Genomic DNA, 13,035 nt, shown 5'->3' on the forward strand with positions numbered 1-13,035 from the left:
CGTCGTGCGCTGCCGACACCAGCTTCGGGGCGTTGCGTTTCGCCCGACCTATCCGATTTCACGCCGGACCTGGTGCCGCTCAGCTCAGCCGAGGTGCCACCCCCTGAGAAGACGTCGCGGCGCCCCGACCGACCACGCCGGTGGGGCGCCGCGACGAGGTGCGAGTGCGCGTCGGTTAGTTGACGAGGACTCTGAGGGTGAACGCCGCACCGTCGTCGGTGGTGTACCCGGACATCCCGACGGCCTTGAGCGGCTCGATGACGTCCCGGTTCGACATCGACGACGGCGCCAGTTGCTCCAGCTTGTCGATGTCGACGAACAGCCCGAACTGGGCGTTCTCGGTGTTGGCCACCACCTGCCGGAAGGCGTCTGTGTCGCTCAGGCCTCCCTCCTCGACGAGCGCCTGCGCGTAGGACTCGCTGGTGGCCAGCGCCACCGCATCGGACGAGGTGGCCGTTCCCAGCTGGAACGGCGCACCGGCCGCCGACAGCAGGTTCGTGACCTTGTCCAGGACGTCCTTGGCCTGGTCGACGTCAGCAGGCGTCGACCGGAATCCCACCTTCGGGAGCGCGGAGGCACGGCCCTGCACGGCGTCGGCGAGCCCCTCCTCGTCGAGCGCGATGGTGAACTCCTTGCCGAGGATGGTCACCAGGTCACCTGGCAGCTCGATCCCGAACTGCTGCCGAGCGGCGTCGATCACGGCGTTGTACTGGTCGCCCGCGGAGGCCCTCAGCGCGCTCTCCACCATCGACCAGTTCTGCTCAAGCGACGCGCCGGCACCGGCGACCGAGAGCCCGACCACGGTCGACTCCGGCAGCTCACCGAGCTTGATGCCCTTGTCCTGCACCTCGGGGATCTGTCCCCCGCGCAGGCGAGCCTCCAGCTGGGCGTAGTTGCTCTCGAAGCTGAGAGCCCCGACGACGCGCCCGTCGAACTGGGTGCTTGCCGCGCCCAGCTGCCCCATGGACTCGTCACCGACCTCGTTGGCGAGCTCCTTCGCGTCGGCCCAGAAGGAGAGCACACCCGTGCTGTCGAGGGCGGCCATGTCGGCGCGGAAGTCCTCGTTCTCGGCCAGTGGCTTCTCCGCCGCGGCCTTGACCACGTCGTCAGCGATCTGCTGGGTGTCGGCGATGACCATGTAGTCATCGGTGAAGGCGACGCCGGTGTCGTCGTCTTCGGAGCGGATCTTCTTGACCGCCTCTTCAGCCTTCTCCTGGTCGGTGATGTGGAGGACCGCGACTGGTTCGGTCCCGCTGTCACCGGCCGGGACCGCAGCCATGGCCGCCCGGTTGCCCAGCCACGGCTCGATGTCCGTGGCGTAGTCGAGGTCCTTCAGGTCGTCGTCCTCGGACGCGATCGCCTCCCACAGGGTCTTGCGCAGATCCTCCTCCTCGTCCCCGAGCTTCTTGTCGACCTCTGGGAACTTCTTGAAGAACCGGAGGGCGTTGAGCTTCTGGTCGGCGGACGGGTCGAGGTCCATGCGGACGTAGGCGACCGCGTCGGCGGGCAAGACCTCCTCGGGCTGCGGGCCCTTGCTGCGGAGGGCGTTGAAGGCCCACGCGCCACCACCAACCGCGACGACGAGGAGCGCCGCGACACCGGCCGCGAGCCACGCTCGACCGCGCTTGGGCTCCGATGGCGGCACACCCGGAGCCGAGCCCTGAGCCCACGGCCCTTGAGGAGGCGTGCCCGGGCCGCCCGTGGGGGACGCACCCGGCGGCGTGGACGCGTGCCGGCCCGGAGGGCCGTACGGCGCTGGACCCGGCTGGCCAGGCTGACCAGGCGGAGGGAAGGGCGGCTGACCACTCGGCGGCGGACCATAGGGCGGCTGACCACCGGGCTGTGGACCCGCAGGAGGCCCACCAGGCTGGCCGAAGCCAGGCTGACCCGGCGGCGGCCCGCCAGGGCCGCCCGACGGCGAGTAGCCAGACCGATGTGGATCGTATGGTGGCTGATCGTGCGACAAGACGGACACCCCCGTCGTAGGCGGACGTGTGGCGGCAAAACGCTAGCGCATGACCTCGATGTCTCGGTGACGGTCCGGCCCCTCGGTGGAGAACTCGTGGTTTGCGTCGTCCGCCCAGCCCAGCCAGGCCAGCGGCAGCAGCGGCATGAGCGCGGCGATGGGCCATACGAGAAGGAAGCCCCAGGCGCGTAGCGTCAACGGAGCCGGCGCCAAGGCCCCCATGGGAAGGTCGGGCTCCCACCGCAGGACGACCGCGCCGTTGGCGACCAGGCTGCCGGTGACGAACGACACCACGGCAGCCACCAGGCCACCGACGAGGAGAGCGAACACCGTGACGAGACCGTGGCGGAGGTAGACCGTTCCCAAGACAGCGCCGAGCATGACTCCCGCCCCGCCACCGAGGACGGCGTACCAACCGTCCATCGAGGCGAGGAGTCCGGCGTCCTGCTCGCTCGCCGGGTAGGGGCCGACCTCCGTCATGCGGAGTTGGACATCGGGCACGAGGAACGGCCACACCAGGCCCGCCACGACTCCGGCCACGGCGAGGACGACGAGGGGCACCACGAAGGCCCAGACCCGCGCCGTGGGTTCACCGCGTCCGATCGCGCCGGGGACGGCGGGCACGGACGCCGGCGGCGGAGTCGGGGAGCTCGATGGTGTGGTCACCGCGCCAGATCATAGAGGTCCCCCGGCGCCACCCGGGCCCGCACCACGATCGTGAGGCGACGCCCCTGGTTTGACGAGGCGTCCCGAGGGCTGTCACACCCGGACACAGCCTGGACCGAGGAGCGCCTTGAGGTCGCCCATGAACGCGGTGGAGGGCGTGACCCGCCAGCGGTCCTCCAGGCGCCACACCTCGGTCTTCCCATCAACCCGCACGTGCACGTGCACCTGCGTCAGGCCTGGGTGGGTGGCGAAGATCTCCTTCAGCCGATCCACGACGGGCGGGGTGCAGCGCTCCCTGGGCAGGGAGATCGCCACCGGACCGCTCTGCTGGTCGGTGAGGTCGGGTGTGGACACCTCCATGGCCACCAGCTGCGGCACCTCGTCACGACGGTCGAGCCGACCCTTGACGACGATGACGGCGTCCTCGGTGAGCTGGTGGGAGGTGAGCTGGTAGGTCGACGGGAAGAACATCACGTCGATCGCGCCCTCGAGGTCCTCGAGCGTGACGATCGCCCAGGGGTCGCCTCGCTTGGTCATCTTCCGGGTGACGCCGGTGATGAGCCCACCGACGGTGACGACAGACCCGTCGGGGCGCTCCTCGTCGGTCAGCAGCGCGCCGATCGTGGTGTCGGAGGCCTTCGCCAGGACGTGCTCGATGCCGAAGAGCGGATGGTCGGAGACGTAGAGGCCGAGCATCTCCCGTTCGTGCGCGAGCAGGGTCGACTTGTCCCACTCCGGCACGTCCGGGAGCTGCGGCGCCATCATCGCGTCGGTCGCCCCGTCCGTGTCGTCGCCGAACCCGAACAGCGAGTCCTGGCCGATCGCCTCCTGACGCTTCTGGTCGGCGAAGTAGTCGACCGCGTCCTCGTGCCACGCCACGAGCGCGCGCCGTCGGTGGCCCAGCGAGTCGAAGGCGCCGGCCTTGGCGAGCGACTCCACGACCCGCTTGTTGCACACGCTCGCCGGCACCTTGGCCATGAAGTCCACCGCGTCCGTGAACCGCCCTTTGGTCTCCCGCGCGGTGATGATGGCATCGACGACGTTGGCGCCGACGTTGCGGACCGCCGAGAGCCCGAAGCGGATGTCGGTGCCGACCGGGGTGAAGTTCGCGGCCGATTCGTTGACATCCGGCGGCAGCACCTTGATGCCCATGCGACGGCACTCGTTGAGGTAGACGGCCATCTTGTCCTTGTCGTCCTGGACGCTGGTGAGCAACGCCGCCATGTACTCAGCTGGGTAGTTGGCCTTGAGGTAGGCCGTCCAGTACGACACCAGGCCGTACCCGGCGGTGTGAGCCTTGTTGAAGGCGTAGTCGGAGAACGGAACCAGGATGTCCCACAAGGTCTTGATCGCCTCGTCGGAGTAGCCGCGGGCGCGCATGCCCTCCGAGAAGGGCACGAACTCCTTGTCGAGCACGTCCTTCTTCTTCTTGCCCATCGCTCGGCGGAGCAGGTCGGCCTGGCCGAGCGAGTAGCCCGCGACCTTCTGGGCGAGACGCTGCACCTGCTCCTGGTAGACGATCAGGCCGTAGGTCTCGCCGAGGATCTCCTCACACGCCTCCTTCAGCTCGGGATGGATCGGCGTGATGGGCTGCTGGCCGTTCTTGCGCAGCGCGTAGTTGGTGTGGGAGTTCGCCCCCATCGGGCCCGGCCGATACAGCGCGAGCACCGCGGAGATGTCCTCGAAGTTGTCCGGCTTCATCAACCGGAGCAGCGACCGCATCGGTCCGCCGTCGAGCTGGAAGACGCCCAGCGTGTCCCCGCGGGACAACAGCTCGTAGGTGCGCTTGTCGTTGAGCGGCAGGGAGAGCAGGTCGATCTTCTCGCCGCGGCTGGCCTCGATGTTGCGCAGGGCGTCATCGATGATGGTGAGGTTGCGCAGCCCGAGGAAGTCCATCTTGAGCAGGCCGAGCGTCTCGCAGGTCGGGTAGTCGAACTGCGTGATGATCGCTCCGTCGGTCTCCCGCTTCATCAGCGGGATGTGGTCGGCCAAGGGCTCGGCCGACATGATGACGCCCGCCGCGTGGACGCCAGTCTGGCGGATCAGGCCCTCCAGTCCCCTGGCGGTGTCGATGACCTTGCGAACGTCGGGATCCTGCTCGTAGAGCGCCCGGACCTCGGCCGCCTCGTGGTAGCGCGGGTGGTTCTCGTCGAAGATGCCGGACAGGGGGATGTCCTTCCCCATGACCGCCGGTGGCATCGCCTTGGTGATCTTGTCACCGAGCGCGTACGGGTAGCCGAGCACCCGTGCGGCGTCCTTGATCGCCGCCTTCGCCTTGATGGTGCCGAACGTGACGATCTGCGCGACCTTGTCCTCGCCGTACTTCTCGGTGACGTAGCGGATCACCTCCCCGCGCCGACGCTCGTCGAAGTCGATGTCGATGTCCGGCATCGAGACGCGCTCGGGGTTGAGGAACCGCTCGAAGATCAGGCCATGCTTGATCGGGTCGAGGTCGGTGATGCCGAGGGCGTAGGCCACCAGGCTGCCCGCCGCCGATCCCCGGCCGGGCCCCACGGCGATGCCGTTGTTCTTGGCCCACATGATGAAGTCGGCCACGACCAGGAAGTACGACGGGAAGCCCATCTGGATGATGATGTCCATCTCGTACTCGGCCTGCCGCCGGTACTCCTCGGAGTAGCCGTTGGGGAAGCGGCGGCGCATGCCCCGCCAGACCTCCTCGCGGAACCACGACTCCTCGGTGTAGCCCTCGGGAACCTCGAAGCGGGGCATGAGGTTGCGTGGCTCGAACATCCCCGTGGTGTCGATCCGCTCGGCGATCTCGAGCGTGGTACGGCAGCCCGCCTGCCACTCCGGCGAGTCGTCGAGGGCTCGCATCTCCTCCGGCGACTTGAGGTAGTAGCCGGATCCCTCCAGCTGGAACGCCGGTGCCGCCAGGGTGGAGGCGGTCTGCACGCACAGCAACGCGGCGTGCGCGGTCGCCTCGTGCTCGTAGGTGTAGTGCGAGTCGTTCGTGACGACGTACTGGAGGCCGAGCTCACGGGCGATCTTCTCCAGGCCCGGACGGGCCCGCTTGTCGATCTCGATCCCGTGATCCATCAGCTCGACGAAGAAGTTCTCCGCGCCGAAGATGTCGCGGAACTCCGCCGCCGCCTCGAGCGCCTCGCGCTCCATGCCGAGCCGGATCTTGGTCGGGATCTCCCCGGACGGACACCCGGTGGTGGCCATGAGGCCCTCAGCGTGTTCTGCGAGTAGCTCGCGGTCGACCCGAGGCTTCCGGAAGAAGCCCTCCATCGAGGCGCGAGTCTGCAGCTTGAAGAGGTTGTGCAGGCCCTTGACGTCCCGGGCCCAGATGGTCATGTGCGTGAAGGCGCCGCCGCCGGAGACGTCGTCGTCCTTCTGGTGCTGCTGGCCCCACCGCACCGGCGCCTTGTGAAAGCGTGACTCCGGCGCGACGTAGGCCTCCAGGCCGATGATGGGAGTGATCCCCGCCGCCTTGGCCTTGGTGAAGAAGTCGTAGGCGCCATGGAGGTTGCCGTGGTCGGTGATGGCCACGGCAGGCATACCGAGCCGCTGCACCTCGGCGAAGATGTCCTTGAGCTTCGCCGCCCCGTCCAGCATGGAGTACTCGGTGTGGACGTGGAGATGCACGAACGAATCAGCCATGCTGGTGCGCCTTCCTCTGGTCCGGGGACCCCGACTCTCCGGGGGTCCCGACTCTAGGACCGACCTGGGACAGGGCCGAAGGGGACGCGCCGCGCGACCCTCGAGCCGGTCGCCGGACGATGGTCAACGCAGATCACCGGCCGACGATCAGCGGGCAGCCGGTGCCTCCTCCGCGAGGTCCAGGCTCTCCTCGATCACCGCGGTCATGATGCGGCGGAGGCGTCGGGGGCCCAACCGCGGCGCCCACCGCGCCATCCGATCGACGATCTCCGCCTCACGGCGAGGGTCGCGCCCAGCGCGCCCGCCCACCGGCTTGAGCTGTTGGACACGCGCGCTGATCGTCGCGCGGTACTCGAGGAGGACGGCGAGCAACGCGTCGACCTCGTCGATCAGCTGCCGGCACTCGGCCAGCGACGCGGGCACCTCTCTGCTGATCAGGGCACCGATCGAGGGGTGGTGGTCGGTCGGGTCGGGCACCCTCGACTCCTTCGACGAAGACTCACGCCAAACCAGCGCCCCACGCTAGGCGGAAGGTGATCAGCCGTTCAACATGGCGAGACGTTCGTCTCGCTAGGTGACCCGCTCCGTCTCCTCGCGGGCGGTCTCCAGCGCGGAAGCCAGGTCCTCCGGGTAGGGGGAGGTGAACTCGACCCACAGCCCGGTGGCGGGATGGGTGAACCCCAGCCGGACAGCGTGCAGCCACTGCCTGGTGACGCCGAGTCGACGCGCCAGCACCGGGTCGGCGCCGTACATGAGGTCACCCACACACGGATGCCGGATCGCGCTCATGTGCACCCGGATCTGGTGGGTACGCCCGGTCTCCAGCCGGATCTCGAGCAAGCTGGCGTACCGGAGCGCCTCCAGGGTCTCGTAGTGGGTCACGGCCGACTTCCCACCGGCCACCACGGCCCACTTGTAGTCGTGGGTGGGATGACGGTCGATCGGCGCGTCCACCGTGCCTCGCGACGGGTCGGGGTGCCCCTGGACGAGCGCGTGGTAGTACTTGTCGACCCGCCGCTCCTTGAACGCGCGCTTGAGGACCGAGTACGCCAGCTCGGACTTCGCCACGACCATGAGGCCGCTGGTGCCCACGTCGAGCCGGTGGACGATCCCTCGCCGCTCCGCCGCGCCAGACGTCGCGATACGGAACCCGGCAGCGTGAAGGTGACCCACGACGGTGGGTCCCCGCCACCCGGGGCTGGGATGGGCCGCGACGCCGATCGGCTTGTCCACGACCACGATGTCGGCGTCGTCGTGGACGATCCGCATGCCTTCGACGGTCTTGGGAGCGACTGGCTCCGCAGGGCCTGGAAGCTCGACCTCCAGCCATGCGCCAGCGCTCACCCGCGCCGACTTGGGGAGAGGGGAGCCGTCGACGAGAACCTGGCCACTCTCCACCAGCTCAGCCGCCTTCGTCCGGGAGAGTCCGAACATCCTCGCCAACGCGGTGTCCAGGCGCTCCCCCTCGAGGCCGTCGGGCACGGGGAGGCTCCGGCGTGATCCGGTCGACAACGTCACGCTCATTCCGGTTCTACCGCGGGTACGTCGCGGGCGATCGCTGATCTCGTCGAGACGGTCCTAGGGGCTGACCGCTCCGGTGGCTCGGTCGTGCGCTGTTCTCCCTCCGGCGGTGGCGCGCCCTCGTCCGGCCGCGCCGGGTCGGTGTCCGTCGTGCCATCCCACCGTCGGCCGCGCAAGGCCATGACCATGATCAGGCCGGCCGCCACGCACACCGCGGTGTCGGCCAGGTTGAACACCGGCCAGTACGGGAGCGCGATGAAGTCGACCACGTGGCCGCGCAGAAACCCGGGCTCTCGGAACACGCGGTCGCTGAGGTTTCCGAGTGCTCCTCCCAGCAGCAGGCCGAAGGCGACCGCCCAGGGAACGCTGCGCAGGCGCTTCGACAGTCGGAGCACGACGGCGACCACGCCGATCGCGAGCAGGGAGAGGATGATCGTGTACTCCTGCGCCAGCCCGAACGCCGCACCGGAGTTGCGCACGAGCCGGAGCGTGAGGAGTCCGCCGAGGAGGGAGATCGGCGGGCGACCCGCCAACTGCGCCATCGCCACGAGCTTGGTCACCACGTCCAAGGCGAGGACCAGGCTCGTGATAACGGCGACGAGGACGAGGCAACGCCGCCGGAGGGCTCGGTCGGCGTGGTTGGCGTCGTTCAGTGACGCTCCTCCTTCTGCTTGCATGACACGCACAGTGTCGCACGAGGGAAGGCGAGCAGCCGAGCCTTCCCGATCGGCTGGCCGCAACCCTCGCAAACGCCGTAGGTACCGTCGTCGATCCTGGCCAGCGCGCGCTCGGTCTGGATGAGCAGGTCGCGGGTGTTGTTCGTGAGCGAGAGCTCGTGCTCGCGCTCGAACGCCTTGGAGCCCACTTCGGCCTGGTCGTCGCCCGCGCCGTCACCGCTGTCCCGAAGCAGATCAGCGAGCTCGATGGTCGCCAGGTCGAGCTCCTCCCGCAGGCGCTTGGCGTCGGCCGTGAGCTCACGGTGCACCTCCGCGAGCTCCTCCGCCGTCCACGCGTCCTCGTCATCGCGGACGACCAGGGCCGAAGCCCGCTCAGCGAAGTCGGGGGCTTGGGATGTCGCGACGTCCGACGCGTTCATGGTGGGCCGCCCCTCCTCCGGCTTCGTCTGCTTGCTCACGGTCTTGGAATTCACCTTCGCGTTCTCTGTCGTATCTGTCGTACTGGCAGCTGACGTCTTCGTCATGGCGGAGCTGGCCCGGGATCTCGTCCCGGTGGCCTTGGTCCGGGCCTTCCGCCGGGCGCTCTTCGACACGTCCGCGGAGGCCGCGTCGTCGAGCAGCTCCTGGAGCCGCTCCTCGACGAGAGTCCCAGACACCTCGATGATCTTGTCACGGCTTCGCTCACCCGACACTAAGGAAACCTGACGACTCGAGACACCGAAGGCCTGGGCGACCGCCTCCATCACGGCTCGTGTCGCCTTCCCCTCCACGGCCGGAGCGGTGACGGCCACGACCAACGCGGGTCCGTGCGGGCCGTCGTACCGCCCGCCGACGTGGGTGCGTCGAGCGCCTGGTTTGACCCGGACTCTAACCCGCCGCGACGTCTCCATCAGGACAGTGTGCATCGGTCGCCAACCGCCGCCGCCCCGGGTCCGACGATCAGGGACGCCGGCGTCACGACGCCTCCGGGGCTCGCGCGACGGGCCGGTTGATCATGAGCGGCCAGGGTCGATCGACGATCGGATGAACGATCGGATAAGAGAGGAGGGCGACGACGCCTCGCGCGCCGCCGCGCCAGGAAGAGCACGCCACTAGGATGGGCCGTCCGTAGATTACCCCCTTGAGGACCGGAGAACCGGTGAAGGACACCAACAACCGCGCCTATCGGGTCGTGGACCCCCATGTGGACCTGGCCTCCGTGGACCGGGAGGTCCTGGACTTCTGGCGTGAGCACCGCATCTTCGAGAAGTCACTCGAGATGACGGCGGGCGGGCAGCCGTGGACCTTCTACGAGGGCCCGCCGACCGCCAACGGGACGCCAGGCACCCACCACATCGAGGCCCGGGTGTTCAAGGACGTCTTCCCGCGGTTCCAGACCATGCGCGGCCGGCACGTCGAACGGAAGGCCGGCTGGGACTGCCACGGTCTGCCCGTCGAGGTGGCGGTCGAGAAGGAGCTCGGTCTGTCGGGCAAGCAGCAGATCGAGGAGTACGGCATCGCGGCGTTCAACGCGGCGTGCCGCGAGTCGGTCCAACGCCACGTCGACGCGTTCACCGAGCTCACGGAACGGATCGGCTACTGGGTCGACATGACCCAGGCCTACCGCACGATGGACCGCGAGTACGTCGAGAGCGTCTGGTGGTCGCTGCGGCAGATCTTCGACAAGGGCCTGCTGGTGCGTGACTACCGCATCAGCCCCTATTGCCCGCGTTGCGGCACCCCGCTCTCCGACCACGAGCTGGGCCAGCCCGACGTCTACCAGACCGTCGCCGACCCGTCCGTCTACGTCCGCATGCCGCTCACCTCGGGTCCGTTGGCGGGCCAGGCGGCGCTGCTGGTCTGGACGACGACACCGTGGACGCTGCTGTCCAACACCGCCGTCGCCGTTCACCCCGAGGTCGACTACGTCGCCGCGACGGACGGCAACGAGACCCTGGTGGTCGCCGAGGCTCTCCTGTCGTCACTGGGCGAGGGTTGGCGGGTGACAGCACGCTTCCGCGGCTCCGAGATGGAGCGCTGGACCTACACCCGGCCGTTCTCGCTCATTCCCTTCCCGAGCACCGGCGAGGATGCCGCCGAGGGGCAGCCGTCGGCCCACTTCGTCGTGGTCGACTCCTACGTCTCCACCGAGGAGGGCACGGGCCTGGTCCACCAGGCGCCGGCGTTCGGTGCCGACGACTACCGGGTCGCCAAGGCGTACGGGCTGCCGATCGTCAATCCGGTGCGCGCCGACGGCACCTTCGACCCCGAGGTGCCACTCGTCGGCGGGATGTCGTTCAAGGCGGCAGATCCCACGCTGATCGCCGACCTCAGGGAGCGCGGGCTGCTCTTCCGTGCGGAAACCTACGAGCACAGCTACCCGCACTGCTGGCGCTGCGAGACGCCGCTGCTCTACTACGCCGTCCCGTCGTGGTTCATCAAGACGACGGAGATCAAGCAGCGCCTGCTGGAGGAGAACGCACGCACCAACTGGTATCCCGAGACCATCCGGGACGGCCGCTACGGCGAGTGGCTGCGGAACAACGTCGACTGGGCGCTCTCCCGGAACCGCTACTGGGGTACGCCGTTGCCGATCTGGGTCTGCCCCGCGGGCCACTACACGTGCGTCGGATCGCTGGCGGAGCTCGGCGAGCTCGCCGGCCGCGACCTGTCCGACCTGGATCCGCACCGCCCCTACGTGGACGAGGTGACCTTCACCTGCCGACACACCGAGGACGGCGGGCCGTGTGGGCAGACCGCGACCAGGGTGCCCGAGGTCATCGACGCCTGGTACGACTCGGGTGCGATGCCGTTCGCCCAGTGGGGCTACCCGTACGTGCCGGGGTCGAAGGAACGGTTCGAACGCGCCTTCCCCGCGCAGTTCATCTGCGAGGCGATCGACCAGACGCGCGGCTGGTTCTACTCGCTGATGGCCGTCGGCACGCTGGTGTTCGATCGGTCGGCGTACGAGAACGTCGTCTGCCTCGGGCTCATCCTGGCCGAGGACGGTCGGAAGATGAGCAAGCACCTCGGCAACGTCCTGGAGCCGATCCCGCTGCTCGACCGGCACGGCGCGGACGCCGTGCGGTGGTTCATGGTCTGTTCGGGCTCGCCGTGGTCGGCTCGCCGGGTTGGCGACGCCACGATCCAGGAGGTCGTCCGCAAGGTCATCCTCACCTACCTCAACACGGTGGCGTTCCACACCCTCTACGCCCGGCTGGCCGGCTGGACGCCCGGGGCGTCCAGTGAACAGCCCTCCCACGTCCTCGACCGGTGGCTGCGATCGGAGACGCACCGTCTGGTGCGCGAGGTCGAGGCGGCGTTCGAGCGGTTCGATACCCAGTACGCCGGACAGCTGCTGAGCCAGTTCATCGACGACCTGTCGAACTGGTACGTCCGCCGGTCCCGGCGCCGCTTCTGGACCGGTGACTCGGCCGCGTTCGCGACCTTGCACGAGACGCTCGAGGTGCTGACGAAGGTGCTGGCACCGCTCATGCCCTTCGTCACCGAGTACGTGTGGGCGCGGCTGGTCCGCCCGGTGGCGCCCGACGCGCCGGAGTCGGTGCACCTCGCCCACTGGCCGGCGGTCGACGAGGCGGCCATCGACGACCGGCTGGCCGCTCAGGTGGCTCTGGCCCGCCGCGTGGTGGAGCTCGGCAGGGCCGCGCGAGCCGAGGCCAAGGTCCGCACCCGTCAGCCGCTTCGTCAGGCTCTGGTCGGCGCCTCGGGGTGGACGGACCTGCCGGAAGAGCTGCGCCGTGAGGTCGCCGAGGAGCTGAACGTCCTCACCGTGCACGGCCTGTCCGAGACAGGTGACTCGCTCGTCGAGTACGCCGTCAAGCCCAACTTCCGTGCGCTCGGCAAACGGTTCGGCAAGGACACGCCGCGGATCGCCGCCGCGGTCACCGCGGCCGACGCCGCGTCCTTGGTCGAGCAGCTGCGCCAGACGGGTCAGGCCACGCTGGACGTCGACGGCACCGCGGTGGTCCTCGAGGCCAGCGAGGTGATCACGTCGGAGCGTCCACGCGAGGGCTGGGCGGTCGCCAACGCGCACGGTGAGACGGTGGCACTCGACCTCACCGTGACCGAGGAGCTGCGCCGCGCTGGCATCGCTCGCGAGGTCATCCGCCTCGTCCAGGAGTCCCGGAAGAAGGCCGGTCTCGAGGTGAGCGATCGGATCACGCTCTGGTGGTCCGCGTCCGACCCCGAGACAGCGGCTGCCTTGCGGGAGCACGAGGGGTTCATCGCGGACGAGGTCCTCGCGGTCCAGGTTCACGAGAAGCCACCGGCCGAGACGGCCGACATCGTCACCGGCGACGCCGAGGCTCTGGGTCTGTCGTTCTGGTTCACGCGAGCGGCGAACACCTGAGCGGTGTCACTGACCGACCGTGCCGGCCGGGACGAGCCGCACCGGCCACCCGGCCGGCACGGTCGGAGCCGGCCGCGTACACGACGAGGGCTCTAGCCGCTCCCCAAACGGCGCGGCTAGAGCCCTCGTGGCGTCAGTCGAGGCCTTCGTCGGTGGTGCGGTCACGCCCTTCGGTTTCGCCGGGACACCACGCCGGCGGGCTGGGCCCGGCGAGCTAGGCCGGTGAGCTGGAT

At 69.1% G+C, this 13,035-nt stretch carries 8 protein-coding genes; 1 reads left to right on the forward strand and 7 read right to left on the reverse strand.

Features of this window, described 5'->3' with window-relative positions; genetic code table 11:
- Positions 1-175: 175 nt before the first annotated feature.
- From DFJ64_RS00800 to DFJ64_RS20130, 7 genes are all read right to left on the reverse strand, one after another.
- Positions 176-1,645: a DUF3352 domain-containing protein gene (locus DFJ64_RS00800; protein WP_115848698.1), complete on the reverse strand. Its 1,470-nt coding sequence runs from the start codon at positions 1,643-1,645 to the stop codon at positions 176-178.
- A gap of 363 nt (positions 1,646-2,008) precedes the next feature.
- A complete protein-coding gene (locus DFJ64_RS00805) occupies positions 2,009-2,632 on the reverse strand; it encodes a hypothetical protein (protein ID WP_147304553.1) in 624 nt (207 codons plus the stop codon).
- A 93-nt stretch (positions 2,633-2,725) separates the two neighbouring features.
- On the reverse strand, positions 2,726-6,256 hold the full coding sequence (dnaE, locus tag DFJ64_RS00810) for a DNA polymerase III subunit alpha (RefSeq protein ID WP_115848700.1): 3,531 nt from the start codon (positions 6,254-6,256) through the stop codon (positions 2,726-2,728).
- A 147-nt stretch (positions 6,257-6,403) separates the two neighbouring features.
- Complete coding sequence (locus DFJ64_RS00815) at positions 6,404-6,733, reverse strand: chorismate mutase (protein WP_211310448.1); 330 nt, start codon at positions 6,731-6,733, stop codon at positions 6,404-6,406.
- 93 nt (positions 6,734-6,826) lie between these two features.
- The gene (locus DFJ64_RS00820) at positions 6,827-7,780 is read right to left on the reverse strand and encodes an RluA family pseudouridine synthase (protein ID WP_115848701.1); all 954 of its coding nucleotides are present in this window, start codon (positions 7,778-7,780) and stop codon (positions 6,827-6,829) included.
- On the reverse strand, positions 7,777-8,454 hold the full coding sequence (lspA, locus tag DFJ64_RS00825) for a signal peptidase II (protein WP_115848702.1): 678 nt from the start codon (positions 8,452-8,454) through the stop codon (positions 7,777-7,779). Before lspA ends, DFJ64_RS00820 begins: the two co-directional genes overlap by 4 nt.
- Complete coding sequence (locus DFJ64_RS20130) at positions 8,427-9,344, reverse strand: DUF167 family protein (RefSeq protein WP_211310449.1); 918 nt, start codon at positions 9,342-9,344, stop codon at positions 8,427-8,429. Before DFJ64_RS20130 ends, lspA begins: the two co-directional genes overlap by 28 nt.
- Before the next feature lie 230 nt (positions 9,345-9,574).
- Here DFJ64_RS20130 and ileS point away from each other — a divergent pair, with 230 nt between their 5' ends.
- Positions 9,575-12,802 (forward strand): isoleucine--tRNA ligase, encoded by a 3,228-nt coding sequence (gene ileS / locus DFJ64_RS00835; RefSeq protein WP_245940873.1) that lies wholly within the window; start codon positions 9,575-9,577, stop codon positions 12,800-12,802.
- Positions 12,803-13,035: the final 233 nt, after the last annotated feature.

Origin of the sequence: Thermasporomyces composti, from assembly GCF_003386795.1 — a bacterium.
GTDB lineage: Bacteria > Actinomycetota > Actinomycetes > Propionibacteriales > Actinopolymorphaceae > Thermasporomyces > Thermasporomyces composti.